Source organism: Streptomyces tropicalis (assembly GCF_029269835.1).
In the GTDB taxonomy this organism is placed as follows: domain Bacteria; phylum Actinomycetota; class Actinomycetes; order Streptomycetales; family Streptomycetaceae; genus Streptomyces; species Streptomyces tropicalis.
The window spans coordinates 433356-458352 of sequence record NZ_JARJBB010000004.1 but is presented as its reverse complement, the minus strand read 5'-3'; the positions used below and the strand labels follow the sequence as shown (position 1 = coordinate 458352).

Genomic DNA, 24997 nt, shown 5'->3' with positions numbered 1-24997 from the left:
AGCGTGGGATGAGGCTTGTCGTCGATCTCAACAAGTGCCAGGGGTACGCGCAGTGCGCGTTCCTCGCCCCGGACGTGTTCACCATGCACGGCGAGGAGTCGCTCGTCTACAGCCCGCGGGCCGACGAGGCGCAGCGCGAGAAGGTGGCCCGCGCGGTGGCCGCCTGCCCGGTGCAGGCGATCACGGCCGAGGGACTGAACACCGAGCCCCTCCCGGAGGTGTCCGATGCCCGGTGAGGACTCGCTGGAGCGGCTGCGGCGCGAGGGCCGCATCGTCATCGTGGGTGCCTCGCTGGCGGGCCTGCGGGCGGCCGAGACGCTGCGCGCCGAGGGCTTCGGCGGTTCGCTCACCCTGATCGGCGACGAGCCCTACGAGCCCTACGACCGGCCGCCGCTGTCCAAGGCGGTGCTGCTCGGCAAGGCGTCCGCGGACCACACCGAGCTGCCCCGGTTGCGGGCGGTCGACGCGACCTGGCGGCTCGGGGTGGCGGCGAGCGGGCTCGACATGGCGGGTCGGCGCGTGCGTCTGGCCGACGGCGGGGAGGTGCCCTACGACCGCCTGCTGATCGCGACCGGGGTGCGCGCCCGTCCCTGGCCGAAGGAGGCGGAGGCCCAGCTCGACGGGGTGTTCGTGCTGCGGACCCGCGACGACGCCGTGAAGCTGGAGCGGCGGATGAAGATCGGGCCGCGCCGGGTGTTCGTCATCGGCGCCGGGTTCACCGGGTCGGAGATCGCGTCCGCCTGCCGGGACCAGGGCATCGAGGTCACCGTGGCGGAGCGCGCGGACGCGCCGCTGGTGGGCGCGCTGGGCGGGGTGGTGGGCGCGGTCGCGGCGGACATGCAGCGCGAGAACGGCGTGGACCTGCGCACCGGGGTGATGGTGACCGGCCTGGAGGGCGACTCGACGGGCCGGGTGCGGGCCGCGCACCTGTCCGACGGCAGCGTCGTCGAGACGGACGTCGTGGTGGTGTCGCTGGGTGCGACCCGCAACACCGAGTGGCTGGCCGGCTCCGGCCTCGGCGCGGGCCCGCGCGGCATCGCCTGCGACGCGGGCTGCCGTGCCTTCGACTTCCGGGGCATCGTCACCGACGACGTCTACGCGGCCGGGGACGTCGCCCGCTCCCCCAACCCGCTGTTCGGCTACCAGTTCCTGTCCCTGGAGCACTGGGGCAACGCGGTGGCGCAGGCGGAGGTCGCCGCGCACAACATGATCAGCGCCGGCGCCGACCGGCGTCCGCACATGTGGGTGCCCGCCTTCTGGTCCTCGCAGTTCGGTGTGAACATCAAGTCCGTCGGGGTGCCGTCGATGGGCGACGAGATCATGATCACCCAGGGGTCGCTGGCCGAGCGCCGGTTCACCGGGGTGTACGGGTACCAGGGGCGGGTCATCGCCGCGGTGAGCTTCGACAACACGCGGTGGCTGGAGTTCTACCAGCGGCTGATCGAGACGGGCGCCCCCTTCCCGCCGGAGTTCGAGACGGTGGACCGACGCCCCGAGGGCCGGCAGCCGGTCCCGGCCGACTTCCCCGACCCGTCCCTGCCGACGCACGGTCCGACGGTCACCCTGAGCGGCTACTCGCCGGGCGACCGGCAGCTGGTCTTCACCCCCGCCCACCCCTGAGCGGCCCCGGCCGCCCGCACCCTCCCCGGACCCACGCCCCAAGGACCCCTGATGACGCAATCCTCGCTCCTGGGCCAGATCACCGACTACGCCAACCGCGCCGACCCCTATCCGATCTACGCGGAGCTCCGCAAGACGCCGGTGCTGCACGAGGAGGAGGGCGGCGCCTACGTCATCGGCTCGTACTACGACATCCTCCACCTGCTCCACGACCCCCGGATCAGCTCCGACGCGGCCAACCTGGCGGCGGCCGGGGACGACGAGCTGACGGGGCCGGACTCGACGGGGCTGCCACCGAGCTTCATCCGGCTCGACCCGCCGGAGCACGACCGTCTGCGGCGGATCGCCAACAGTTCCTTCGGGCCGCCGCACTGCCCGCGCCGGATCGACTCGATGCGCGGCGAGCTGTCCCGGATCGTCACCGAGCTGATCGACGGGCTCGGCGACGCCCGTGAGATCGATCTGGTGGACCAGTTCGCCTACCCGTTCCCGGTGACGGTGATCTGCCGGCTCCTCGGGGTGCCCCGCGAGGACGAGCCGCGCTTCCGGACCTGGGTGGACCCGCTGGTGGCCAGCCTGGACCCGGACACCCGGCGCAGCGCGGACACCGAGTTCCAGAAGGCCGCGCAGGATGCGCGGATGCAGCTGGGCATGTACCTGGCGGGTCTGGTGGAGCAGCGCACCAAGGAACCGCAGGACGACATGCTGTCCGACCTGGCGACCAGTCAGGGCGCGGACGGCACGCTGTCGATGATGGAGGTCCTCAGCACGGCGGTGCTGCTGCTGATCGCCGGTCACGAGACGACGGTCAACCTGATCACCAACGGCATGCTCACACTGCTGCGCAATCCGGAGATCCTGCAGCGGCTGCGGGAGGACCCCGGACTGTCCGTCAGAATCGTGGAGGAGCTGCTGCGCTTCGAACCGCCGGTGCAGCTGGTGCCGCAGCGCACCTGCATCGCGGACATCGAGCTGCGCGGGACGACGATCCCGAAGGGATCGCGCATCTGGCTCGTCCTCGCCTCGGGCAACCGGGACCCGGAGCGCTTCACGGACCCCGACCGGTTCGACCCGGACCGCCCGGACATCGAGCACCTGGGCTTCGGCAGCGGCATCCACAGCTGCTTCGGCGCCCCGCTGGCCCGGCTGGAGACGCAGATCGCACTGGCGGAGCTGGCCCGCCGGCTGGACAGCCCCCGCCTGCTCCAGGACCCGCCGCCCTACCGGCAGAACGCGGTGCTGCGCGGCCCGCGCCACCTCCCGCTCGCCATCGGCGGCGTACGGCCGTAGGGCGGGTGCACGCGGCGGTGCGCCGGCCGCACGGCCCCCGGCGGGCGGTGCGGCCGGCGCGCTTCGGCAGGCCCCACGGAGGGCGCACCTTCGATTGACAGCGGGAAACCTCTGGACATCTTAGAAAAAACAGACAAAATGGTGCGTATCCCCTTCGCGACTTCGAGGAGCCGCCCGCACATGGCGTACGGAGCCCACCACAGCCCCACCCCGCCTCCCCATGCCGAACTGAGCCTCGCCCGCGACTGCGGGCAGTGCCTGGGCTGGGGAACCGTCATCACCCGTGACGGAGAGCACGAACTGTGCGAGACCTGCCAGCCGGAGACCGGCGGCGAGGACCCTCCGCCCGAACCCGCCCCGTTCCGCCCCGTGCGGACCGCACGGCCCGCACCGCACCATGCCTGACCAGGGCCCTGCGCCGTACGAGTGGTGGGGCCCGCTGAACGGCCGTAGCGTCATTACAAAGTCAGGCGACGGCTACCGGGAGCTGACATGCGCAGACACACCGTGAGGACAGCGGTCACACTCTGTGCCGCCACGTTGCTCGCCGCCATGGCGGGCACGGCCTCCGCCGCCCCCGCGGCACCGCAGGCGGACCGGGCCGCGAGGCAGCCGGACCGCAGGCCCGTACTCGTGACCTGCCAGTGGAAGCCGCAGCAGCGGCCCGACGCGTTCATCCTCGCCTGCGGTGACGGCAACAGCCGCCTCGCCGCACTGCACTGGAACCGGTGGGGATCGCAGTCGGCGACAGCCCGCGGCCTCAACTACGTCAACGACTGCAAGCCGTACTGCGCTGCGGGCACGTTCCGCTCGTACCCCGTGATCGTGCGGCTCGACCGGGCACGACCCTGGGCGAAGGACCCGGCGCTGCGGCACTACACCCGGCTGAGCCTGGTCTTCACCGACGGCCGGCCCGAGGGGTACCAGCACGTCGTGAACTACCAGCTCTGGAACTGACACCCGGCGGACGGGCGGGCACGCGACCGGCGCGGCCCGCCCTCTCCGCGCGCCTGCCCGCGCGGGTCAGCCGCCGAGGATCCCGGTGAACCGGGCGACGTCGATGTTGCCGCCCGACAGGACCACCCCGACCCGGGCCGGGAGCGGGCCGGCCTTCCCGGCCAGCAGCGCGGCCAGGGCGCTGGCCCCGCTCGGCTCCAGGACGATCTTCATGCGCTCGAAGGCGAACCGCATGGCCGCGCGGATGTCGTCGTCGCCGACCAGGGCGATGTCGTCCACCAGCCTGCGGTTCACGGAGAAGGTGAGCTCGCCGGGGATGTCGGCGGCCTGGCCGTCGGCGATGGTGCGCGGCACCGGAACGGAGACCCGGTGGCCGGCCTCCAGCGAGCGCCGGGTGTCGTCGCCGGCCTCCGGTTCCACGCCGACGACCCGTATCGCGGGCTGCAGGCCCTTGGCGGCCGTGGCGCAGCCCGCCATCAGCCCGCCCCCGCCGACCGGCGCCACCAGCGCGTCCAGCTCCCCGGCCTCCTCCAGGAGTTCCAGGGCGGCCGTGCCCTGTCCGGCGATGACGTGCGGATGCTCGTACGGCGGGATGAGCGCCAGGCCGCGGTCGGCGGCGAGCGCCTCCCCGATGGCGACCCGGTCGCCGGTGTAGCGGTCGTAGGTGACGACCTCGGCCCCGTACCCGGCCGTCGCGCGCCGCTTGGACTCCGGGGTGTCCTCCGGCATCAGGATGACCGCACTGGTGCCCAGTTCGCGGGCGGAGAGCGCCACCGCCTGCGCGTGGTTGCCGGAGGAGTACGCGGCGATGCCCTTGGCCAGCCGGTCCGCGGGAAGCCGGGACGCGGCGTTGTACGCGCCGCGGAACTTGAAGGCCCCGATCCGCTGGAAGTTCTCGCACTTGACGAAGACCTCGGCCCCGACCAGGGCGTCCAGGGTCCGCGAGCGCAGCACGGGGGTGCGGTGGGCCACGCCCTTGATCTGCGCCGCGGCGTCGCGGACGTCGTCGAGGGTGACGGGCGGGGTGGCGGTCATGCCGGTGCTCCGTTCTGGCCGGGTGCGGCGGGCCGGGTGCCGCCGGCCGGGCCGGGTTCGTCGGACGTGCCGGTCGCACTGCGCGCCCGGGCGAGGTAGCTGTAGGCGGAGGCGCGGGAGATGCCGAGGCGTTCGGCGACCTGCTGGGCGGCGCCGCGGACCGCGAAGACGCCGCTCTCGTCGAGGCTGCGGAACAGCGCGAGGCGCTCCCCGCGCCCGAGCGCGGACCACTGCTTGTGCTGCCGCAGCTGGTGGGCGTCGACGATCGCGTCCACCACGGAGGCGATGTCGCCGCCGAACGAGGTGGTGGCCGGCCCGGCGGCCGGTCCCGCTCCGGCGAGTTCGCCGAGCAGGGCGTGCGCCTGGCCGACCGCGGTGATGTCGACGTTGACGCACAGCGCGCCGAAGACCGATCCGGTGGAGTCGCGCAGCAGCATCGTCGAGGACCGGACGAGCTTCCCGTTCCCGATGCGGGTCGTGTGGTTCAGCTCGTCCTGCGCCGCGTCCCCGCGGGCCAGCAGGCCCCTGCCGATCCCGCTCATCGAGCTGCCGACCCGGCGCCCGGTCACCGAGCCGGCGAGGGCGACCACGGAGTTCCCCGGCCGGCGGAAGTCGTGGACGACGACCTCGCAGAACGAGCCGAGGGTGGCGGCGATGCCGTCGACGACCGGGGTCAGCGCGGCGATGATCAGGTCCGGCTCGTCGGCCGTCACATGTCCTCCCGAACCCGCGGTCCCCGTACGGAGCGTCTCGAAGGATCTGTACGGAGAATCTAACCCATTGGACGGAGAATCCAAAGGGTGGGGTTCAGACGAGCAGCCGGCGGACCAGGACGGTCTCGACGGGCCGCCACTCGGTCCGGGACACCCGCAGCCAGGCCACGGCGGCGTCCCGTCCGCGGCCGCGGCGGCGCCCGGTGCCGGGGGCGGGCTGCGCGGCCGCGCTCCCCGTGGGGCGGTGGGACGGCAGGCGGGCACCGCAGCCGGCTGCGCCGCCCGGCCCGTCGCCCGCCCGTGATGCGGTCACCGTCGTCTCCTCCCGGTGTGCCCGGCCCGACCGCCGGCGGTCCCGGTCAGCGGTCCAGCGGGACCGTGGCTCCGCCACCCGCCCGCACGGCCTCGACCACGCCCTGGTGCAGGTTCCGGCTCTCCCGCTCCGACGGGCAGGACACCGGGCTGCCGGTGAGGGTGAACCACTGGGAGGTGCCGCTGTACTGGACGGTGATGTCGGCCTCGCGGCCGTCCCAGGTGGTGTGCACGGTCAGATCGCCGGTCAGGATGCCGGCCTCGTCGGTGCGGGCGCCTCCCCGACCGGCGTAAACCCCCGTCGTGGTCCACGAAGCCCAGGCCATGGCCATCAGCCGTCCTTTCGGGCACTTCTCGGAGGTGGCACGGCCAGGACGAAGTGCGATCCTGCCGCGGCGCTCGCGGTCCCCGTTCGCTGTTCGACGTCTTCGTTCGATGGTGCCTCAACTCGGACGCGGCGGCCTGGGTCGGCGGTCCCTGCCTCCCGGGGGCCACTGGTCCCGGCGGGCGGCGGCCGTGTCAGCTCCGGGCCGTGCCGTCCGGACCGGCCGGTCCGGACGGATCGTGCGTGTCCTCCTGGTCCTCCGGGTCGGCGGCCGGTGCGGGCAGCGGCACGGTCCAGCGCAGGAGGGTGCCCGAGGGGCGCTGAGGGGAGACGTCCAGCTCGCCACCCAGTTCCTCGGCGCGGCTGCGCAGATTGGCCAGGCCGCTGCGGCGCGGCACGGCGAGGTCGATGCCGCGGCCGTCGTCGGCCACGGTCAGCCGCAGCGTGCCGTCCGCCACCTCGGCGCCGACCTCGACCGCTCCGGCGTGGGCGTGCCGGGCCGCGTTGGACAGCGCCTCCCGCAGGACGGCCAGCAGGTGGTCGGCGTACCGCGCGGGAACGGCGGTGTCCAGCAGGCCCGTCATGCGCAGCGCCGGGGTGAAGCCGAGGGTGGCGGCGGCCTCCTCGGTGACGGCGACCAGGCGGGCGCGCAGCCCGACGCCGCCGCCGGAGCGTTCGGGGTGCTGGAGGCCGAAGATGGTGGTGCGGATGACCTTGATGGTGTCGTCGAGGTCGTCCACGACCCGCTGGACGCGCTCCGCGACCCGCGGCCGGTCCGTGACGTGCCCGAGCGTGGCCTGCAGGGTCAGCCCGTCCGCGAACAGCCGCTGGATGACCAGGTCGTGCAGGTCACGGGCGATGCGGTCGCGGTCGCCCAGCAGGGCGAGCTGCTCGGCGTCCCGGCGGTGCTCGGCGACCTCCAGGGCCAGCGCGGCCTGGTCGGAGAAGGCGCGCACCATCTCCAGCACGGCGTCGTCGAACGGCGGGCCGCCGGGGGCGTTGGCCACCTGGAGCACGCCCAGCACCCGCTTGCGGCCGCCGACCGGGACGAAGAAGGCGGGCCCGAGCGGGACGACGGAGGCGCTGCCGCCCGAGGAGCGGGGATCGCTGCTGATCGCCTCGCTGCTGATGCTCTCCCCCGTCGCGAACACCTTGGCCGCGAGGGTGGTTCCGGGCAGGGCCAGGCCGCGCACCCGGTCGGCGCAGGCTCCGGCGGCCGCCTCGACGACCAGCCCGCCGCCGTCGCCGACCGGGAGCGCCAGGGTCACCAGGTCCGCGTCGGTCATCTCCCGCACGGTGTCGGCCAGGGACCGCAGGGTCCGTGTCGGGGGCTCGCCCGAGAGCAGGGCGCGGGTCAGGTCGGCGCCCGCGGCCAGCCGGCGCTCCCGGTGGCGGCCCTCGTCGTACAGGCGGGCGTGGTCGATGGCGACGCCCGCGGCCACGGCGAGGCTGCGCAGCACCGACTCGTCGTCGGCGTCGAAGTGCTGCCCGCCGCGCTTGTCGGTCAGGTAGAGGTTGCCGAAGACGCGGTCCCGCACCCGGACCGGGGCGCCGAGGAAGGTGCGCATCGGCGGATGACCGGCGGGGAAGCCCACCGCTGCCGGGTGGGCGCCGAGGTCGTCCAGGCGCAGCGAGCGGGGATCGCGGATCAGCAGGCCGAGGATGCCCCGGCCCTGCGGGTAGTGGCCGATCCGGGCGATGGCGGGCCCGTCCATGCCGACGGTGACGAACTGCGTGATGCGGCTCTCCTCGCCGACGACGCCGAGGGCGCCGTACTCGGCGTCCACCAGGTCGACCGCGGACTGCACGATCCGCTGGAGCAGATCGGCCAGGTCCAGGTCGCCGCCGACGGCCATGACGGCGTCCAGCAGCGTCTGCATGCGGTCCCGGCTGCCGCGCACACGCTGCACATGCTCCTGGAGTTCGCTGAGCAGCGCGTCCAGCCGCAGGTTCGGAACGGCGCCCTCGCCTCCCGCGCACGGTCGGTCATTCACCGCAGCCACCCTCTTCGTGGTCGCTGTGTCCGAGGCCATCGACGTCTCCGAACGGCCTACCCTCGACAACACCACTGTGCCGCCGAGGCCGCAAACTGTCGGCCCGGCGGTCCGGCGCGGCGGGGCCTCACGAGGGCGGACGGAGGCGGGCCCGGACGGGCCGGCCGCGGTGGCGCGGGCCTACCGGGTCCGCTCCACGAGGAACCGCACCGTCCCGGCGAGGGTGGCGAGTTCGGGATAGTCGTCCTCGTCGATGTCCAGGCCCGTGCGCTCCGACAGCAGCTCCACCAGGCTGAGGAAGTCCAGCGAATCGAGCTCCAGCACGTCGCGCAGCCGGTCCTCCGGGCCGACCGTCGTGAAGTCCGCGTCCGGGACGATCCGGGTGACCGACTCCTGCACCATTGCCAGTGCCTGTGCGCTGTCCAGCGAGGTCATACGCCTCACGGCTCCTCTCACGGCTCCTCGGGTTCTCCGGGCTCCTCGGTTCTCACAGCTCCTCGGGGTCCTGCAGCAGCCGGCCGACGGCCCCGAGGTAGCGGGCGCCGACGGCGCCGTCCGTGGCCCGGTGGTCCGCGGACAGGGTCGCGGTGACCACGGGCCGGACGCCGAGCAGCCCACCGACCGCCCAGGGCCGCTCCACGACCGTCCCGAAACCGGCCAGCGCCACCTGGGGCGGGTGGATCACCCCGAACACGGCCTCCACGCCCTGCTCGCCGAGACTGGTGACGGTGAACGTGGCGCCGGTCAGCTCGCTGCCGCGCAGCCGGCCGAGCCGGGCCCGGCGCACCAGGTCCCGGAGGACGGCCATGAGGTCGGCCACCGGGAGGGCGTCCGCGTCGTGGATCACGGGCGCCAGCAGCCCGCCGCCGCGCAGGGACACCGCCACGCCCAGGTGGACGCCGGTGCCGGGGACGAACCCGCCGTCCCGCCAGTGGCCGTTGAGCGCGGGCACCTCCCGGAGCGCGGTGGCGGCCGCCTTCAGCAGCAGGGCCGAGTCGACCAGGCGGTCGGAGGGCGGGCGGCCGCGGTTGCGCCGGTGCAGCCAGGCCTCGGCGGCGGCCATGTCGACGGTGGTGGACAGGTAGTAGTGCGGGATCTCCCGCTTGGCGCGGCTCATCAGCGCGGCCAGGGCCTGCCGCATTCCCGCGGCCCGGTCCTCCGCGGGGCGTCCTCGGGAGGGCGGGGGCGGCTCCGGGCCGCCGGCCGGCGGCGCCTCCCGCTCCACGGGTGCGCGCGGCTCCGTGCGGGCACGGGCCGCGGCGGCCGCGCGGACGTCCGCCGCGCGGACCGCCCCGCCGTCGCCGGTGCCGTGCACGCGGCGCGGGTCGACCCCGAGGTCCCGGGCGAGCCGCCGCGCGTACGGGGTGACCCGCGGCCGGGCCACCCCGCGGGGGACGGCGTGCTCGACGTCGGCGCGTGTGATCCGCCCGCCGCGGCCGCTGCCGCGCACGGACGCGAGGTCGATGCCCCGCACGTCGGCGAGATGCCGCACGAGCGGTCCCGCGGTGGGGGTCGCCGCCTCCTCGGGTTCGTGCAGGTCCGCGGCCCGGTCGGAGGGGAGGGGCCGGCGGCGGGCGGGGTGGGCGAGGGCGGCCGGGGGCCCTTCGCCGGAGACGGCGGGTTCCCGGGCGGGGCGCCGGCCGGTCGGGACGGGTGCGAGGAGGGGCTGCCCGGGAGCCCCCGATGCGGGCTCCCGTGCGGGCCTCGGCTCCGCGGGCGGAGTGGGGGGCTCGGTGGACGGTGCGTGGGGTCGGGAGGCCGGGGCGGGCCTCGCGGTGCCGGACGGGGCGGCTGCCGGGGGTTCCGCGGGTGCCGGGGTCTCAGGGACGGCCCCGGGGGGCGTCCGGCGACGGTGGGCCGGGGCCGGTCGGCGGTGGCGGGGCGGCTCGGCACGGGGAGCGGCCGGGCGGTGGGACGGGGCGGCGGTGCCGTCCGCGGCCGCCGGGGCGGGTGCGGGGGCCGGGCCGGGGGACGTGGCGGGGGACGTGGCGGGGGACGTGGCAGGGGCTGCGGCCGGGCCGGGTGCCGTGGCCGGGGCCGTGGGCTCGATGAGGGCCAGCGGGGTGCCCACGGGGACGCGCGTGCCGGGCTCGACGAGCAGCCGCCCCACGGTGCCCGTGGCGAAGCACTCGACCTCGACCGCCGCCTTGTCCGTCTCGACGACGGCGACCACGTCCCCCCGGGACACCCGGTCCCCGGGGCCGACCAGCCACTCCAGCAGCCGTCCCTCGTCCATGTCGGCGCCGAGGGAGGGCATGGTGAACTCGGCCATCTCAGCCCGCTCCCCCGGCGCCCGGCGCCTGTGCGCCGTCGGCACCGGGCGCCGGGAGGACGTCGGGGCCCAGTGTCCGGCGCGCCGCCGCGACGATGCCGGCGACCTGCGGCAGGGCGGCCTCCTCCAGCCGGTGCGCGTACGGCACGGGCACCTCGGCGCTGCACACCCGCTCGACGGGCGCGTCGAGGTCGTAGAAGTGGCGCTCGGTCAGCCGCGCGGAGATCTCCGCGGAGAGGCTGCCGGTGCGCCACCCCTCGTCCACGACGACCGCACGGTGGGTGCGGGCCACGGAGCCGCCGACGGTGGCGTCGTCGAGCGGGCGCAGGGTGCGCAGGTCGACGACCTCGGCGCTGACGCCGTGCTCCGCCAGGGCGTCGGCGGCGGCCAGGGCCTTGGGGAGCGAGCCGCCGTACGTGACGAGGGAGACGTCGGTGCCGGGCCGGCGTACGGCGGCGTGGTCGAGGTCGGCGGCGGGGGCGGGGTCCGCCGGCAGGTCGCCGGAGGTGCCGTAGAGCGCGCCGTGCTCGAAGATGATCACCGGGTCGGGGTCGGCGAGCGCCGGGGCGAGCATGTGGCGGGCGTCCGCGACGGTGGCCGGGGCGAGGACCCGCAGGCCGGGGATGTGCGCGTACCAGCCCTCCAGGCTGTGCGAGTGCTGGGCGGCGAGCTGCCGTCCGGCCCCGGTGGTCATGCGGACGACGAGCGGGACCGGGAGCTGGCCGCCGGACATGTGCAGCAGGGTCGCCGCGTTGTTGAGGATCTGGTCCAGGGCGAGCAGGCTGAAGTTGACGGTCATGATCTCGACGACGGGCCGCATCCCGGCCAGGGCCGCGCCGATGCCGGCGCCGACGAACGCGGACTCCGACAGCGGGGCGTCCCGGACGCGTTCGGGCCCGAACTCCTCCAGGAGGCCGAGGCTGACGCCGAAGCAGCCGCCGTAGCGTCCCACGTCCTCCCCCATCAGGAAGACCCGGTCGTCGGCGCGCAGCGCCTCGCGCAGGGCCTCGCGCATCGCCTCCCGGTAGGTGGTCCGGGACGCGGTGGCCGGGGGCACGGTGGCCGGGCGTGCGGTGACCGCGGTCATGGCCGGCTCGCCTCCCCGGAGCTGGTCACGTAGGTGAGCAGGTCCTCGGGCGGCTCCTCCGGGGCGGCCTCGGCGGCCGCCACGGCCCGGTCGATGCCCCCGGCCACCCGGCGCTCCATCCCCGCGAACGCACGGTCGGTGAGCGTTCCGTCGGCTCGCAGCCGGACGGCGAGGGCGTCGATCGGGTCGCGCTCCTTCCAGCGCGCGATCTCGGCCTTGTCGCGGTAGCGGTCGGGGTCGTACATGGAGTGCGCGCGGAAGCGGTAGGTGCGCATCTCCAGGAAGTGCGGACCGCCTCCGCCGCGCACGCTCTCGGCCGCGCTCCGGGCGGCCTCCTCGACGGCGAGGACGTCCATGCCGTCGACCGCCCAGGCGGCCATGCCGTATCCGGCGGCGCGCAGGGCGAGGTCGGTCCGGGCCTGGTGGCGGGCCAGGGCGGTGCCCATCGCGTACAGGTTGTTCTCGCAGACGAACAGCACGGGCAGGCGCCACAGCGCGGCGAGGTTGGCGGTCTCGTGGAACTCGCCCTCGGCGAAGGCGCCGTCGCCGAAGAAGCAGCAGGTGACGCGGGAGCGCGAGGTCATGCGGTCGGCGAGGGCCAGGCCCGCGGCCAGGGGCAGCCCGCCGGCCACGATGGCGTTGCCGCCGTAGAAGCGGCGGGAGGCGTCGAACAGGTGCATGGAGCCGCCGCGGCCGCGGCTGCAGCCGGTGGCGCGGCCGAACATCTCGGCCATGACCGCCTCGGCGGGGATGCCGCGGGCGAGTGCGTGGCCGTGGTCGCGGTAGGTCGAGACGACCGCGTCGTCCTCGGTGAGCGCCGCGCACACGCCGGTGGCCACGGCCTCCTCGCCGATGTAGAGGTGCATGAAGCCGCGGATGCGGGCGGCGCTGTACAGCTCCACGCAGCGCTCCTCGAACCGGCGGACGCCGAGCATCGACTCCAGGAGGGCGGCGCGGTGGGCGGCGCTCCGCCGTGCCGGGTCGTCGCGGGCGGGCCGGCGGGACCGGGCCGGCGCCGTGCCCCCGCTCGCACCGCGGGCGCCGTGGGCGGGGCCGGGGGTGTGGGAGATGCCGGTGGTCCGAGGGGTGCGGGTGGTGCTCATCCGGGTGTCTCCGTCCTCTCCAGGGCGGACAGGTCGCCCTCGGGCAGGCCGAGTTCACGGGCCCGCAGCAGCCGGCGCATCACCTTGCCGCTGCGGGTGTGCGGCAGGTGCGGGTCGAAGTCGATCTCGCGGGGCGCGACGGCCGGGCCGAGCCGGCGGCGGGCGAAGGCCAGCAGGTCGCGCCGGGTCTCGGGGGTGGGTTCGTGGCCGGGGCGCAGGGTGACGAACGCCTTGACGACGTTCCCGGCGACGGGGTCGGGCCGGCCGATCACCCCGGCCTCGGCGACCGCCGGGTGCTCCATGAGGGCGCTCTCCACCTCGAAGGGCCCGACGAGGTGCCCGGCGGACTTCACGACGTCGTCGGCGCGGCCGACGAACCAGTACCAGCCGTCCGCGTCGCGGCGCACCACGTCGCCGGTGAGGTACCAGCCGTCCGCGAACGCGGCCGCGGTGCGCCCGGCGTCGTGGAGGTAGCCGCGGAACATCGACGGCCAGCCCGGCCGCAGTGCCAGTTCGCCCTCCGCGCCGGGCTCGCGCAGCACGGTGACCCGGCCGCCGGAGGTGTCGGCGCGGCCGTCCTCGCCGCGCCGCAGCACGGCCGCCTCGACGCCGGGCAGCGGGCGCCCCATGGAGCCGGGGCGGATGTCGCAGGCGGCGAAGTTGGCGATCATGATGGCGCCGGTCTCGGTCTGCCACCAGGTGTCGTGCACCGGGAGTCCGAGGACGTCCCGCCCCCACAGCACGCCTTCCGGGTTGAGCGGCTCGCCGACCGATGCGACCAGGCGCAGTGCGCTCAGGTCGTAGGAGGCGGGCAGGTCGTACGGGCCGGTCCGCGGTGTGGTGCGCATCAGCATGCGGAGCGCGGTCGGTGCGGTGTACCAGACGGTGACGCGCCGTTGGGCGAGGATCCGGTACCAGCGGCGGGCGTCGTAGTCGCCCTCGTCGGCCACGACGGTCGCGCCGTGCAGCAGCGGGGCGAGGATCCCGTACGACATGCCGGTGACCCAGCCCGGGTCGGCGGTGCACCAGAACACGTCGTCGGGGCGCAGGTCGAGGGCGTAGTACGCGCTCGTCCAGTGGGCGACGGCCGCCTCGTGGACGTGGACGGCGCCCTTGGGGGTGCCCGTGGTGCCGCTGGTGAAGTGCAGCAGGGCCATGTCGCCGGGCGCGGTGGGCGGGATGGTGAAGTCGTCGGCGGCGCGGTCCGTGAGCGCGGTGAGGGAGAGCGTGCCCTGCGGCGTGTCCGCGGGGTCGCCGACGATCAGCACGTGGCGCAGGCCGGGGAGCCGGGTGCGCCGCCCGGCGACCTTGCGCCGGTAGAGCTCCGCGGTGGTCACCAGGACCCGGGCGTCGCTCAGCCGCAGCCGCTGGGCCACCGGGTCCGGGCCGAAGGCAGAGAACAGCGGGCACACGACGCCGGTGTTCTTCAGCGTGCCGAGGACCGCCGTGTACAGCTCGGGGCAGCGGCCCAGCAGGGTGGCGACGCGCTCGCCGCGGCCCACGCCGAGAGTGCGCAGCACGTGGGCGAAGCGGGAGGTGGCCCGGGACAGGTCGCCGTAGGTCAGGGTGGTCACGGTGTCGTCGCGCCGGACGCAGCGCAGCGCCACGGCCGTGGCGCGGTCCGTCGCGGCGTGCCGGTCGACGGCCTCGTGGGCGAGGTTCAGCCCGCGACCGCCGGGCAGTCCCTGGAGCCGGGAGCGGGCCTGCTCCCACGAGAAGGACGCGCAGGCCTCGTCGTAGTCGTCCAGGTGGGGCGGGACCCGGGGCGGGGTGTCCTTGCGGATCGTCTCGCCGGGCATGTCGGCCCCCTTCGGCCGGGTCTGCGTCCCCCTTGCCTCCCCGCGCGCCTGCCCGCCGTACGGGCCTGCCGGGTGGGTCGGCGCGGCGCGGTGGCCGTGCCTGCTTCGACCCTCTGCCGGGGCCCCGCCGGCCGCACTGGGCCGAACGTCCCCGGGCCCGTGCCGGACGGCTCCGTTCCGGTGCGGGGCGGTGGCCGGGGTCGACCAGCGGCCGCCGAGGGACGTACGGCCCTATGGCCCGGCGCGCGCGGTGCCGAGCGTGGAGAGAGGCAGGGAAGACCGACGGAAGGATGCGGCCATGCCTGAGACGCCCACTCGTCGACACCGGCCGCTGCCGGACATCTTCGACTGGTTCGACGATTCGTGGATCCCCTCCTGGCTCTCCGGGAAGGTGGGAAGCGGAACGCACGCCATCCGTATCGAGGAACTCGACCAGAGCGGCGAGCACCTGGTGCGCGCCGAGTTGCCGGGGATGGATCCCGAGCAGGACATCGAGGTCTCCGTCGCGGACGGCGTGCTGACCATCCGCGCCGAGCACAGCGAACAGATCGAGGAGAAGCAGCGTTCCGAGTTCCGCTACGGGTCCTTCGCCCGCTCCCTGGCACTGCCGCGGGGCACGGCGGACAAGGACATCCACGCCGCCTACGAGGACGGCATCCTCACGGTGAGGTTCCCGATGCCCGCGGAGGACGCCGCTGAGGAGCACAGCATCCCGATCCGGCACAAGGAGTGACCGCGCCGCGGGATCGGCATCCCCGATGCCGCCGTCCGGGGCCGTGAGGCCTTACGGAGGTGTGACGGGCCGGGGTCGCGCGCGGGGTTCCGGGCCGTCCGCGGCCTAGCGTGGGCGCATGCGTGTACTGGTCACCGGCGGTGCCGGGTTCATCGGGTCCCATGTCGTCGACGCGCTCGCCGCACGCGGGCACGAACCGGTGGTGTTCGACGTGCGCGCCGGCGCGGGTGCGGACGTGCGCGACCCGGAGGCGGTCGCCCGCGCGCTGTCCGGGGTGGGCGCCGTGTGCCACCAGGCCGCGCAGGTCGGCCTCGGCGACGGGGTCGCCGACGCGGCGGAGTACGTCTCCCGCAACGACCTCGGCACCGCCGTCCTGCTCTCGGCGATGGCGGAGGCGGGTGTACGGCACCTGGTCCTGGCCGGGTCCATGGTCGTGTACGGCGAGGGGCGCTACACCTGCCCGCGGCACGGGGTGGTGCGTCCGGGGCCGCGGGCCGAGCGGGACCTGGCGGCGGGCCGGTTCGAGCCGGTCTGCCCGGACTGCACCGGCGAGCTGGTGCCCGGCCTGGTCGGCGAGGACGCACCCACCGATCCGCGTAACGTGTACGCCGCGACCAAGCTGGCCCAGGAGCACCTGGCCTCGGCGTGGGCCCGGGCAACCGGCGGTTCCGCGGTCTCGCTGCGCTACCACAACGTGTACGGACCGCGGATGCCCCGGGACACGCCCTACGCGGGCGTCGCCTCCTTCTTCCGCTCCGCGCTGGCCCGCGGCGAGGCTCCGCGCGTCTTCGAGGACGGCCGGCAGCGGCGGGACTTCGTGCACGTGCGGGACGTGGCCGCGGCGGTCGCCGCCGCCCTGGAGGCGGACGCGGCGGCCGGCTCGCTGACCGTGTACAACACCGGCAGCGGCGAGCCGCACACGGTGGGCGGGATGGCGCGGGCGCTGGCCGCGGCGTACGGCGGCCCGGAGCCCGTCGTCACCGGCGAGTACCGGCTCGGCGACGTCCGCCACATCACCGCCGACTCCGCCCGCCTGCGGGCCGCCCTCGGCTGGCGGCCCACGATCCACTTCACGGCGGGCATGCGCGAGTTCGCGACGGCGGGTCCGGCTCCGACGGGGACCTGACCGGGCGGGAGCCGACGGAACGGGGACCGACCGGGCGGGGGCCCGGTCGGCGAGCGACGGGGGGCTGGGCGGTCGTTGTGCGGCCGGATCGGCGGCGGGACCGGGTGGGTCGCGGTGGTGCCGGGCTCAGCCGCCGGCGGCGGGGAGGGTCACCTCGAAGCGGCAGCCGCCGGGGATGTTGCGGACGGCGGCCCGGCCGTCGTGGGCCTCCACGATGCCGCGGACGATGGCGAGGCCGAGCCCCGCACCCGCCGGGGGCGTCCGGGCGTGGGTGCCGCGCCAGCCGGTGTCGAAGACGCGGGGCAGGTCCTCCTCGGGGATGCCGCCGCAGCCGTCGCTCACGGAGAGGACGACGCCGTCGGGCGAGCGTTCAGCGGCGACGGCGACCGTGCCGTCGGCGGGGGTGCGGCGGATCGCGTTGACCAGCAGGTTGCCCAGCACCCGGCTCATCTCCCGGCCGTCCACCTCGACAGGCACCGCCTCGATGCGGTCGCCGACCAGGCGCACGCCCAGTTCCCGCGCGAGCGGGTCCGCGCCGGCGAGGGCGTCGCCGACGAGGTCGTACAGCGACATCCGGGACCGGGTCAGGGCGAGGGCGCCCGCGTGGATGCGGGAGAGTTCGAACAGGTCGCCGACCATGTCGTTGAGGCGCTCCACCTCGGTGCGGATCTGCCGCAGGTAGCGGTCCGGGTCGGCGGCCACGCCGTCCTCCAGCGCCTCCGACATGGCGCGCAGTCCGGCGAGCGGGGTGCGCAGGTCGTGGGAGATCCAGGCGACGAGTTCGCGGCGGGAGGACTCCAGGGCGCGCTCGCGTGCGCGCGACTCGGCGAGCCTGGCGCTGGTGGCGGCCAGCTCACGGCTCAGCGACTCCAGCTCCGCGGTGGCCGGGCCGTGCGGGGCGGAGAAGTCGCCCCCGTCGCCGAACGAGCGGGCGGCGCGGGTGAGTTCACGGCTGCGGGCCACGACCCAGCGGCCCAGCAGCAGCGCGGTGGCCAGCGACACCACCGCCGCCATCGCGGCGACCGTGGTGACGACGGACAGGTCGTGCCCGGACAGGAACATCGCCTCCGCCACCGCCAGGGTGCCGGCCAGCATCGCGCCCACGGCCACGGCCGCGACCACGGTGAGCGAGGCGGTGAGCGAGCGCCGCCGGACGAGCCGCAGCACCCCCGCCCCGGCCAGCCCGGTCGCGGCGGCGCCCAGGAACGCGTACAGGGCGATGAGCAGGGTGTCGCGCACCGTCAGCTCCCCTCCACGCCGGCCGGGTCGAAGCGGTAGCCCACGCCCCACACGGTCTGGATCAGACGGGGCCGGGCCGGGTCGTCCTCGACCTTGCCGCGCAGCCGGCGGACGTGCACGGTGACCGTGGACAGGTCCCCGAAGTCCCAGCCCCACACCTCCCGCATGAGGTCCTCGCGGCTGAACGCGCGGCCCGGGTTGCGCAGGAAGAAGGCGAGCAGGTCGAACTCGCGCAAGGTGAGGGCGAGTTCGGAGCCGTTCCGGGTGGCGCGCCGGGCCGCCGGGTCGACCGTGAGGCCGGCGGCGGACGGCGGCCGCGGTGCGGATGCCGGGCGGCTGCGGCGCAGCACCGACTCCACGCGCAGGACGAGTTCACGGGGGCTGAAGGGCTTGGTGACGTAGTCGTCGGCGCCGACCTCCAGGCCGAGGATGCGGTCGTCCTCGTCGCCGCGGGCGGTGAGCATGATGACCGGCACCGGCGCCCGTCCGCGCAGCCGGCGGCACACCTCCAGTCCGTCCATGCCGGGCAGCATCAGGTCCAGGACCACGAGGTCCGGCCAGTGCGCGGCGGCCCGGGCGAGGGCGGCCGGACCGTCGCCGGCGCGGTCCACGGCGTGCCCGGCGCGGTCGAGGTACGAGGCGACGACCTCGGCCACGGTGGGGTCGTCCTCCACGACCAGGACCCGGGCGGACGGGGCCCGCGCGGGCTCGGCGGACGGGGACGGGCCCGGCGTGGCGGATGCGCCCGGCCCCGGCGCCCCGGACACGCCCGGCGCGGCGAGCGGGCCGGACGCGGGCCGGCGATCGTACGGACGCTGCATGGGTCCAGCCTCGCACCGTGCGCCCGGGCGGCGCCGCCGTTCGACCCGCCCCGGGGACCGACGTCCGCGTTTCGTAAGCAGTCGTGGCCCGATATGCCCGGTTCGCGTTCGTAGGGTGAGAGCCGTGACGACCTCTCCCCCTCCCCCGCCCCCCGACCCCGCCCCGTCCGGACCGGCCGCCGTGGACGTGGTGCTTCCCTGCCTGAACGAGGCGGCGGCGCTGCCCTGGGTGCTCGCCCGCATCCCGCGCGGCTGGCGCGCCCTCGTCGTCGACAACGGCTCCACCGACGGTTCGGCGGCACTGGCCCGCGACCTGGGGGCGACCGTCGTGCCCGAACCGCGCCGGGGCTTCGGGGCGGCCTGCCACGCGGGGCTGACCGCCGCCACCGCCGACGTCGTGTGCTTCTGCGACTGCGACGCCTCCCTCGACCCGTCGCTCCTGGTGCCCTTCACCCGCGAGGTGCTGGACGGGGAGGCCGACCTGGTGCTCGGCAGGCGCCGCCCGCAGCGGCGGGGCGCCTGGCCGGCGCACGCCCGGGCCGGCAACCTCGCCCTGGCCCGGATGCTGCGCCGCCGCACAGGCCTGCGCCTGCACGACCTCGGCCCGCTGCGCGCCGCGCGCCGGGCGCCGCTGCTCGACCTCGGTCTGACCGACCGGCGCAGCGGCTACCCGCTGCAGATGGTCGTGCGGGCCGCCGACGCCGGCTGGCGGATCACGGAGCACGACGTGCCGTATCTGCCGCGCACCGGCGCATCGAAGGTGACGGGGACCTGGCGCGGCACCTGGCAGGCGGTGAGGGACATGAGCCGGGTCCTGGCCGAACCGGCCCCGCGCGCCGGGGAAGGAGCCCTGCGGTGACCACCCTGCTCGTCATCGCCAAGGAACCGCGGCCGGGGCGTGTGAAGACCCGGCTCAGCCCGCCCTTCAGCGCGCGGGAGGCGGCCGCGCTCGCCGAGGCCGCGCTCGCCGACACCCTGCGCGCGGTGGCGGCGGCGCCCGCCGTCCGGCGGGTCCTCGTGCTCGACGGCACGCCCGGCCCGTGGCTGCCGCCCGGCTTCGACGTGGTGCCGCAGTGCGCGGGCGGCCTGGACGAGCGGTTGGCGGGCGCCTTCGCCGGCTGCACCGGACCGGCGCTGCTCATCGGGATGGACACCCCGCAGGTGACGCCGGAGCTGCTCACCGTGGACTTCGCCGACTGCGACGCCTGCATCGGTCCCGCGGAGGACGGCGGCTTCTGGGCCCTCGGACTGGCCTCCCCCGATCCGGCGCTGCTGCGCGGGGTGCCCATGTCGACGGCCGGGACGGGGGCCCTGCAACGGGAGCGGCTGGTCGCCGCGGGACTGCGGGTGCGGGACCTGCGGCGGCTGCGGGACGTGGACACGGCCGCCGACGCGCGTGCGGTCGCCGCCTGCGCCCCGCACGGCCACTTCGCCGCACGGCTCGCCCGGCTCACGTCGGACGGCGACCGATGAGCGCCGCGGAGGGGCCGGTCCCGGCGGCCGGGACCGCGCGGGCGGGGGCCGTACGGACGGGCACCGCACCGTCCGACACCGCCGCCGGCGCGTCGGAGACCGGAGTCGACCGGACCGGAACCGTCACCGGCCCCGCGCAGCCCGAAGCCGCTCGAACCGGCACCGCACCGACCGACACCGCCACCGCCACGGCCACCGCCGCAGGGCAAGCCGAAGCCGCACGGTCCGACACCGTGTCCGCCGCCGCGACCGGCACCGCGCAGGCTGAGCCCGCGCAGGCTCGGTGCGCGCGGGGCGGTGTCGCAGGCGCGTGGGCCGCCGACGAGGCCGCCGGGCCCTACGCGGTCGCGCTGCGCGACGGCCGGGGGCCGCTGTTCCTGCGGCGGACCGACGGGTGGCTGCTGCCGCTGGAGGTCGAGCGGTGGTGCGCCGAGCCGGATCCGGTGGACCTGGAGGTGCTGGCCCGCTGCGAGGGCTCCGTCCTCGACGTCGGGTGCGGGCCCGGCCGGCTGGTCGCGGCGCTCGCCGTACGCGGCCGCCGGGTGCTGGGCATCGACGTCAGCGAGGCCGCGGTCGCCCACACCCTGCACCGCCTGGGCGCCCCGCCGCGCCGGCAGCACTCCGGGGAGCCGGACACGGGGGCGCGGCCCGCGCTGCGCCGCTCGGTCTTCGAACCGGTCCCCCGCGCGGGCCGCTGGGACACCGCCCTGCTCGTGGACGGCAACATCGGCATCGGCGGCGACCCGCGCGCGCTGCTGCGGCGGCTGGGCCTGCTGGTGCGGCCGGACGGCCTGCTGATCGCCGAGACGTCCGCGGCCGACGTCGACGAGCGTGTCCGGGTGGAGGTCGTCGGCGTGTCCGGGATACGGGAGGGCGGGGGCGGCTCCTTCCCCTGGGCGCGGGTCGGCGCGCCGGCCCTGCTCCGCCACGCGGCGGTCACGGGCTGGCGGGCCGTCGATCAGTGGACCGCGGGCGGCCGCTCCTTCGCCGCCCTGCGCAGCCGCAGCAGGAACAGCAGCGCCGAGCCGCCGAAGAGCACGGCCGTGATCAGCAGCCAGCGGGCGAGGAAGCCGTCCGCGGAGAGCCCGGCGGCCAGCCGGTAGCTCTGATCGACCATCCCGCTGATCAGCGGGAACCACACCAGGAGCAGCAGCACGGACAGGGCCGCCGGGACCCGGACGTAGAGGGCCCACTCCCGGCGGCCGACGGCCCCGGCCGCCCGCACCACGGCACGGTCGGCCGCCGAGTACAGCGGCAGCAGCACCAGGTCGTGCAGCAGCGCCGCGCCCACGAACCACAGCGCCACCCCGAGCCAGTCGCCCGCCAGCAGCCGCACTCCCGCGTAGGCGGCGAGCGCGAACGAGCAGGCGAGCAGGAGCAGGTGGAGGGGGCTGCCGAGCGGGAGCCGGCGCAGGCCGGGCGTCCGGGCGTCGCCCGGGGTCCCGGGGGTCCGCGGCGGGCGGCGGTTCATCGCAGCTCCCCGAAGGTCAGGCGGGCCACCCACTTGGTGTTGAGCACCCCGGGCGCCGCGGGCACGATGACCCGGGCCGGGTGGCCGTGGTCGGGGGTCAGGTCCTCGCCGTTCACGTACAGGGCGAGCAGCGAGCGCGGGTCGCCCACCTGGTCGGCGCGGAGCGCGGCCCGGCGGAAGGCGCCGTGCGCCTGGAGCGACTCCACGAGCACGTCGGGCGGGTCGCCGTGGCCGACCAGGGCGGCGAGGTCGCGCAGCCGGACGCCCCGCCACCACTGGTCGGAGGTCGACCAGCCCTCCACGCACGCGATGGGCAGCGCCGCGCTGTGCAGCGCCATCCGCTCGAGATCGGCCCGGGTCAGCCGGACGGTGCCGGTGCGGCCGGTGACGGTGAGCCGCCAGGTGTCCGCACGGGTCTCCGCCGGTGTGATGCCGGCGTAGGCGGCGGTCTTGTTGACCTGGAAGCCGCCCGGGCCGCTGCCCGGTTCCGCCCCGCCGTGCGGGGTGAGCAGCGCGGTCTGCCGCAGCAGCCCGTCGAAGCTGCGGCCCGCGCTGGTGACGAACAGCAGCAGCGATCCGCCGCCGACCAGCCACAGCGCGCCCCGCCGGGACACCGTGGGAGGGGCGGGCCGCGGGGCCACCAGGTCCCCCTCCTCCTCGCCGCCGGCGCGCATGCGCCGCACGGTGCGCACCGCCGCGGGCGTCTTCAGGGCCGCGTGGGCGACGAAGGCGGCGAAGAACACCCAGGCGCCGTAGAAGTGCAGCGGGTAGAACGAGCCGGGGAAGACGTAGTCCAGCTGGATGTTGAGGACTCCGGTGGTGAACTCGAACAGCCCGCCGCCGACCAGGAGCAGCAGCGACAGCCGCTCCAGCGCGTGGGTGACGGACCGGACCGGCGGCAGCGCGAACAGCCGGGGCACCACCGACCACAGCTTCGCCAGCAGCACCGGGATGAGGGTGATGCCGAGCGTGACGTGGACGCCCTGGGTGAGGCGGTACAGCCAGTGCGGGTGGGTCGGCCAGGCGAACAGGTAGAAGCCGAGGAGGCCCTTGCCTGGTGTCTGGTCGTTCACCGGCGACAGGTTCGGGTTGTACGCGGCGTACGACAGCAGGCCCGTCACGAACAGCACGGTGATGCCGGCCAGCAGGACCAGGCCCAGCACGGAGGTGAACCAGGAGCCGCGCACCGGGCTGCGCCAGAAGCCGGGCGATGTGGGGAGCGGCCGTCGATCTCTCATGGTCCGACGGTAGGCCGGATCGGCCCTCGGTGCGGGCCCGCACCGATGACGAAACGCTGACGTCCGGTCCGTGTGCCGCCCGCCCGCCGCTCCGGCCGCCTAGCGTGCCCGTGTGACCCGTCCTGTCCTGCGCGATCTGTCCGCCGCCGCGGCCGCCGTTCTTCTCGTCGTGGCGGCCGTCCTGGTCGGCCGCTCCATCGAGTCCGGCCGCCGCACCCTCTTCGTCCACTGGCCGCCGCTGTTCGCCGACTGGGACCCCCACGTGGGCCCGGGCACACCGGCCGCCGTCCTGGTGGCGGCGGCCGGTGTGGCGTACGGGCCGGTGCTCGCCGGGCGGCTGCGGTGGCGGGCGCTGCTCGCGGCCTCCTGGGGGACGGCGCTGGCGTGGACCTGGTCGCTGGCCCTGGTCGACGGCTGGCGGCGTGGCGTGGCCACCCGGCTGACCACGGGCAACGAGTACCTGCGGGTCGTCGGCCGCTTCCACGACATCCCGGCGGCGCTGCGGGACTTCACCCACCACATCGTGGAGGGGGCGCCGGCTCCCTGGCCCGCCCACATCGCCGGGCATCCGCCGGCCGCGACGCTCACCTTCGTGCTGCTCGACCGGATCGGGCTGCGCGGTGGGGGCTGGGCCGGGGCCTGGTGCATCACCGTCGGCGCGACGGCCTGCGTGGCGGCGCTGGTGGCGGTGCGCCGGACGGCCGGGGAGGAACCTGCCCGCCGGGCGGCGCCGTTCCTGGCCCTGGCGCCGGGGGCGGTGTGGGTGGGCGCGTCCGCGGACGGATACTTCGCGGCGGTGGCCGCCTGGTCGGTGGCGCTACTCGCGCTCGCGTCGACGTGCGGCACGGCGTCCGCCCGCGCGGCGGCCGCCTTCGGCGCGGGGCTGCTGTTCGGCCTGACCTGCTACCTGTCGTACGGGCTCACGCTGTTCGTGCTGATCGGGGCGGGCGTGCTGCTGGTGGCGCCGGGCCGGCCGGGGGCACGGGTGCGGGCGCTCCCGTTCCTGCTCGCCGGAGCGGCGGTGGTGCCGGCGGTGTTCACCGCCCTCGGATTCGACTGGTGGGAGGCCTATCGCCTGCTGGTCCGGCGCTACTACCAGGGAGTGGGCGGCATCCGGCCGTACGGCTACTGGGTGTGGGCGAACCTGGCCTGCACCGTGTTCGTCGTCGGCCTCGCGACGGTGGCCGGGCTGGGCCGGGCGGCGGGCGCCCTGTTCCGTCACCGGAGCGAGCTGGTCCGGTACGGCGGTCCGTGGGGCGGGCGCCGGGAAGGAGCGGCCGGGGCGGCCCGGGGCGGCGGCCGTGTCCGCCCCGAGGTGCGCCTGGCCGTGCTCGTCCTCTGCGCCCTGCTGGCGCTGCTCGTCGCGGACCTGTCCGGCATGAGCAAGGCGGAGACGGAGCGCATCTGGCTGCCGTTCGCCGTGTGGCTGCTGCCGTCCTGCGCCCTGCTCCCCCGTCCCCGGGCCTGGCTCACCGCCCAGGCGGTGACCGCCCTGCTGGTGAACCACCTGCTCCTGACGGGCTGGTGACCGGCGGGCGGCCCCCTGGGCCGCCCCGGCCGGGCGTGCACCGCACCGCCCGGTCCCCGGCCCGCCGCCCGGGATCAGGCGGAGTGGCGGTGGAGGTGCGGGTGGGGTGCGATGTCCTCGTCGCGCAGGGCGACGCGGGCCGACACGCGTTTGCCCGCCCGTTCGCGGCGAACGACGAAGTCCTGGCTGACGGCCCGCACGATCTCCAGTCCGTGGCTGCCCACCCGCTCCGGGTCGGCGCGGCCCGGTACCGGCAGGACCGGGTCGCTGTCCTCGACCACCACCTCGACGGTGTCCTCCGTGATCCGCAGTTCCAGCAGGACCGGGCCGGGGGCGTACTTGCGGGCGTTGGTGACCAGCTCGCTCACCACCAGCTGCGTGACCTCCTCGGCCCGTGACGACACCCGCAGTCCGTGTCCCGCGCGGGCGCCGCTCAGGAACTCGGCCGCGAGGTGGCGGGCCTCGGCGATGCACGCCCCGTCGTCCGGGAGGGCGGCTGCCGTACGCAGCCGTGCGGGGGCCGGGGACGTGCAGCCGTCCGGCGAGAGAGGTTCCATGCGGACCGCCTTCACTGGCGCGAACTACTCGGAATTCGCAGGTACCCGCAGCGGCGGCGGGTACGCACCGCCGGTCGCGTGCCGTGGCGCCGGCGGCACACGCCGGGTGGACACCGTCCCGGCGGCCGGTCCGGAGTCCTGCGCTCACCCGTCGGGTACCCCGCAACCGCCCGCCGCTCACCGTCTACCGGGAGCCGCGTGCGAGGAGGCGGAGGACAATGGGACGGGCGGCCGCGATGCGCTCCCCCAGGAGGGCATGGGCCGCACCACCGCGCGAGGCGGCGACCGGCGGTCACGGAGACCG

General features: G+C 75.9%; 25 protein-coding genes and 1 pseudogene. 11 read left to right on the top strand and 15 right to left on the bottom strand.

Annotated elements, in window-relative coordinates:
• Positions 1 to 8 precede the first annotated feature (8 nt).
• The 5 genes from P3H78_RS11100 to P3H78_RS11080 all read left to right on the top strand — a co-directional run bounded on the left by P3H78_RS11100 (position 9) and on the right by P3H78_RS11080 (position 3867).
• Positions 9 to 236, top strand: coding sequence for a ferredoxin (locus tag P3H78_RS11100; protein ID WP_276108708.1), 228 nt, complete (start codon positions 9 to 11; stop codon positions 234 to 236).
• Positions 226 to 1620: an NAD(P)/FAD-dependent oxidoreductase gene (locus P3H78_RS11095; protein ID WP_276108707.1), complete on the top strand. Its 1395-nt coding sequence runs from the start codon at positions 226 to 228 to the stop codon at positions 1618 to 1620. Before P3H78_RS11100 ends, P3H78_RS11095 begins: the two co-directional genes overlap by 11 nt.
• A gap of 51 nt (positions 1621 to 1671) precedes the next feature.
• Positions 1672 to 2910 carry a cytochrome P450 gene (locus P3H78_RS11090; RefSeq protein WP_276108706.1) on the top strand — a complete coding sequence of 413 codons (1239 nt, stop codon included), beginning with the start codon at positions 1672 to 1674 and terminating at the stop codon, positions 2908 to 2910.
• A 180-nt stretch (positions 2911 to 3090) separates the two neighbouring features.
• Positions 3091 to 3315, top strand: a complete 225-nt coding sequence (locus P3H78_RS11085) for a hypothetical protein (RefSeq protein WP_276108705.1) — start codon at positions 3091 to 3093, stop codon at positions 3313 to 3315.
• Between the two features lie 87 nt (positions 3316 to 3402).
• Complete coding sequence (locus P3H78_RS11080) at positions 3403 to 3867, top strand: hypothetical protein (protein ID WP_276108704.1); 465 nt, start codon at positions 3403 to 3405, stop codon at positions 3865 to 3867.
• 66 nt (positions 3868 to 3933) lie between these two features.
• On the opposite strand, the gene P3H78_RS11075 is transcribed toward P3H78_RS11080, so the two are convergent.
• From P3H78_RS11075 to acsA, 10 genes are all read right to left on the bottom strand, one after another.
• Complete coding sequence (locus P3H78_RS11075; protein ID WP_276108703.1) at positions 3934 to 4902, bottom strand: pyridoxal-phosphate dependent enzyme; 969 nt, start codon at positions 4900 to 4902, stop codon at positions 3934 to 3936.
• The gene (locus tag P3H78_RS11070) at positions 4899 to 5615 is read right to left on the bottom strand and encodes a helix-turn-helix transcriptional regulator (protein WP_276108702.1); all 717 of its coding nucleotides are present in this window, start codon (positions 5613 to 5615) and stop codon (positions 4899 to 4901) included. Before P3H78_RS11070 ends, P3H78_RS11075 begins: the two co-directional genes overlap by 4 nt.
• A gap of 94 nt (positions 5616 to 5709) precedes the next feature.
• Complete coding sequence (locus P3H78_RS11065) at positions 5710 to 5928, bottom strand: hypothetical protein (RefSeq protein ID WP_276108701.1); 219 nt, start codon at positions 5926 to 5928, stop codon at positions 5710 to 5712.
• A 46-nt stretch (positions 5929 to 5974) separates the two neighbouring features.
• Positions 5975 to 6253 (bottom strand): hypothetical protein, encoded by a 279-nt coding sequence (locus P3H78_RS11060; protein ID WP_276108804.1) that lies wholly within the window; start codon positions 6251 to 6253, stop codon positions 5975 to 5977.
• Between the two features lie 193 nt (positions 6254 to 6446).
• Complete coding sequence (locus P3H78_RS11055) at positions 6447 to 8285, bottom strand: GAF domain-containing sensor histidine kinase (protein ID WP_438827945.1); 1839 nt, start codon at positions 8283 to 8285, stop codon at positions 6447 to 6449.
• A 141-nt stretch (positions 8286 to 8426) separates the two neighbouring features.
• Positions 8427 to 8681, bottom strand: coding sequence for an acyl carrier protein (locus P3H78_RS11050; protein ID WP_276108700.1), 255 nt, complete (start codon positions 8679 to 8681; stop codon positions 8427 to 8429).
• A gap of 52 nt (positions 8682 to 8733) precedes the next feature.
• Positions 8734 to 10518 carry a dihydrolipoamide acetyltransferase family protein gene (locus tag P3H78_RS11045; RefSeq protein WP_276108699.1) on the bottom strand — a complete coding sequence of 595 codons (1785 nt, stop codon included), beginning with the start codon at positions 10516 to 10518 and terminating at the stop codon, positions 8734 to 8736.
• A 1-nt stretch (position 10519) separates the two neighbouring features.
• Positions 10520 to 11605 carry an alpha-ketoacid dehydrogenase subunit beta gene (locus tag P3H78_RS11040; protein ID WP_276108698.1) on the bottom strand — a complete coding sequence of 362 codons (1086 nt, stop codon included), beginning with the start codon at positions 11603 to 11605 and terminating at the stop codon, positions 10520 to 10522.
• Entirely contained in the window at positions 11602 to 12708 is a 1107-nt protein-coding gene (gene pdhA / locus P3H78_RS11035) for a pyruvate dehydrogenase (acetyl-transferring) E1 component subunit alpha (protein WP_438827944.1), read from the bottom strand. Before pdhA ends, P3H78_RS11040 begins: the two co-directional genes overlap by 4 nt.
• On the bottom strand, positions 12705 to 14507 hold the full coding sequence (gene acsA, locus P3H78_RS11030) for an acetate--CoA ligase (protein WP_276108697.1): 1803 nt from the start codon (positions 14505 to 14507) through the stop codon (positions 12705 to 12707). Before acsA ends, pdhA begins: the two co-directional genes overlap by 4 nt.
• Before the next feature lie 298 nt (positions 14508 to 14805).
• Between acsA and P3H78_RS11025 the strand changes: the two genes are divergently transcribed.
• Together P3H78_RS11025 and P3H78_RS11020 are read left to right on the top strand one after the other, a co-directional pair.
• Complete coding sequence (locus P3H78_RS11025) at positions 14806 to 15240, top strand: Hsp20/alpha crystallin family protein (protein ID WP_276108696.1); 435 nt, start codon at positions 14806 to 14808, stop codon at positions 15238 to 15240.
• A gap of 118 nt (positions 15241 to 15358) precedes the next feature.
• On the top strand, positions 15359 to 16366 hold the full coding sequence (locus P3H78_RS11020; protein WP_276108695.1) for an NAD-dependent epimerase/dehydratase family protein: 1008 nt from the start codon (positions 15359 to 15361) through the stop codon (positions 16364 to 16366).
• A 126-nt stretch (positions 16367 to 16492) separates the two neighbouring features.
• On the opposite strand, the gene P3H78_RS11015 is transcribed toward P3H78_RS11020, so the two are convergent.
• Positions 16493 to 17605: a sensor histidine kinase gene (locus tag P3H78_RS11015; protein WP_276108694.1), complete on the bottom strand. Its 1113-nt coding sequence runs from the start codon at positions 17603 to 17605 to the stop codon at positions 16493 to 16495.
• 2 nt (positions 17606 to 17607) lie between these two features.
• Entirely contained in the window at positions 17608 to 18426 is an 819-nt protein-coding gene (locus P3H78_RS11010) for a response regulator transcription factor (RefSeq protein WP_276108693.1), read from the bottom strand.
• A 115-nt stretch (positions 18427 to 18541) separates the two neighbouring features.
• On the opposite strand from P3H78_RS11010, the gene P3H78_RS11005 reads away from it, so the two are divergent.
• From P3H78_RS11005 to P3H78_RS33510, 3 genes and pseudogenes are all read left to right on the top strand, one after another.
• On the top strand, positions 18542 to 19285 hold the full coding sequence (locus tag P3H78_RS11005) for a glycosyltransferase family 2 protein (protein WP_438827943.1): 744 nt from the start codon (positions 18542 to 18544) through the stop codon (positions 19283 to 19285).
• On the top strand, positions 19282 to 19899 hold the full coding sequence (locus tag P3H78_RS11000; RefSeq protein ID WP_276108691.1) for a TIGR04282 family arsenosugar biosynthesis glycosyltransferase: 618 nt from the start codon (positions 19282 to 19284) through the stop codon (positions 19897 to 19899). The genes P3H78_RS11005 and P3H78_RS11000 overlap by 4 nt, the downstream gene beginning before the upstream one ends.
• A pseudogene (locus P3H78_RS33510) lies at positions 19896 to 20684 on the top strand (methyltransferase domain-containing protein); the annotation flags it as partial. The gene P3H78_RS11000 and the pseudogene P3H78_RS33510, both read left to right, overlap by 4 nt.
• 173 nt (positions 20685 to 20857) lie before the next feature.
• Here P3H78_RS33510 and P3H78_RS33505 read toward each other — a convergent pair.
• Complete coding sequence (locus P3H78_RS33505; protein ID WP_438827942.1) at positions 20858 to 21370, bottom strand: hypothetical protein; 513 nt, start codon at positions 21368 to 21370, stop codon at positions 20858 to 20860.
• On the bottom strand, positions 21367 to 22608 hold the full coding sequence (locus tag P3H78_RS10990; RefSeq protein WP_276108690.1) for a molybdopterin-dependent oxidoreductase: 1242 nt from the start codon (positions 22606 to 22608) through the stop codon (positions 21367 to 21369). The genes P3H78_RS33505 and P3H78_RS10990 overlap by 4 nt, the downstream gene beginning before the upstream one ends.
• A gap of 112 nt (positions 22609 to 22720) precedes the next feature.
• Here P3H78_RS10990 and P3H78_RS10985 point away from each other — a divergent pair, with 112 nt between their 5' ends.
• Positions 22721 to 24136 carry a hypothetical protein gene (locus P3H78_RS10985; protein WP_276108689.1) on the top strand — a complete coding sequence of 472 codons (1416 nt, stop codon included), beginning with the start codon at positions 22721 to 22723 and terminating at the stop codon, positions 24134 to 24136.
• Between the two features lie 74 nt (positions 24137 to 24210).
• Here P3H78_RS10985 and P3H78_RS10980 read toward each other — a convergent pair whose 3' ends face one another.
• Positions 24211 to 24693 (bottom strand): ATP-binding protein, encoded by a 483-nt coding sequence (locus P3H78_RS10980; protein WP_276108688.1) that lies wholly within the window; start codon positions 24691 to 24693, stop codon positions 24211 to 24213.
• Positions 24694 to 24997: the final 304 nt, after the last annotated feature.

Coding starts and splice junctions, on each gene's coding strand:
- P3H78_RS11100 (WP_276108708.1), top strand. CDS start 9: ATGAGGCTTGTCGTCGATCTCAACAAGTGCCAGGGGTACGCGCAGTGC.
- P3H78_RS11095 (WP_276108707.1), top strand. CDS start 226: ATGCCCGGTGAGGACTCGCTGGAGCGGCTGCGGCGCGAGGGCCGCATC.
- P3H78_RS11090 (WP_276108706.1), top strand. CDS start 1,672: ATGACGCAATCCTCGCTCCTGGGCCAGATCACCGACTACGCCAACCGC.
- P3H78_RS11085 (WP_276108705.1), top strand. CDS start 3,091: ATGGCGTACGGAGCCCACCACAGCCCCACCCCGCCTCCCCATGCCGAA.
- P3H78_RS11080 (WP_276108704.1), top strand. CDS start 3,403: ATGCGCAGACACACCGTGAGGACAGCGGTCACACTCTGTGCCGCCACG.
- P3H78_RS11075 (WP_276108703.1), bottom strand. CDS start 4,902: ATGACCGCCACCCCGCCCGTCACCCTCGACGACGTCCGCGACGCCGCG.
- P3H78_RS11060 (WP_276108804.1), bottom strand. CDS start 6,253: ATGGCCTGGGCTTCGTGGACCACGACGGGGGTTTACGCCGGTCGGGGA.
- P3H78_RS11055 (WP_438827945.1), bottom strand. CDS start 8,285: ATGGCCTCGGACACAGCGACCACGAAGAGGGTGGCTGCGGTGAATGAC.
- P3H78_RS11050 (WP_276108700.1), bottom strand. CDS start 8,681: ATGACCTCGCTGGACAGCGCACAGGCACTGGCAATGGTGCAGGAGTCG.
- P3H78_RS11045 (WP_276108699.1), bottom strand. CDS start 10,518: ATGGCCGAGTTCACCATGCCCTCCCTCGGCGCCGACATGGACGAGGGA.
- P3H78_RS11040 (WP_276108698.1), bottom strand. CDS start 11,605: ATGACCGCGGTCACCGCACGCCCGGCCACCGTGCCCCCGGCCACCGCG.
- pdhA (WP_438827944.1), bottom strand. CDS start 12,708: ATGAGCACCACCCGCACCCCTCGGACCACCGGCATCTCCCACACCCCC.
- acsA (WP_276108697.1), bottom strand. CDS start 14,507: ATGCCCGGCGAGACGATCCGCAAGGACACCCCGCCCCGGGTCCCGCCC.
- P3H78_RS11025 (WP_276108696.1), top strand. CDS start 14,806: ATGCCTGAGACGCCCACTCGTCGACACCGGCCGCTGCCGGACATCTTC.
- P3H78_RS11020 (WP_276108695.1), top strand. CDS start 15,359: ATGCGTGTACTGGTCACCGGCGGTGCCGGGTTCATCGGGTCCCATGTC.
- P3H78_RS11010 (WP_276108693.1), bottom strand. CDS start 18,426: ATGCAGCGTCCGTACGATCGCCGGCCCGCGTCCGGCCCGCTCGCCGCG.
- P3H78_RS33505 (WP_438827942.1), bottom strand. CDS start 21,370: ATGAACCGCCGCCCGCCGCGGACCCCCGGGACCCCGGGCGACGCCCGG.
- P3H78_RS10990 (WP_276108690.1), bottom strand. CDS start 22,608: ATGAGAGATCGACGGCCGCTCCCCACATCGCCCGGCTTCTGGCGCAGC.
- P3H78_RS10980 (WP_276108688.1), bottom strand. CDS start 24,693: ATGGAACCTCTCTCGCCGGACGGCTGCACGTCCCCGGCCCCCGCACGG.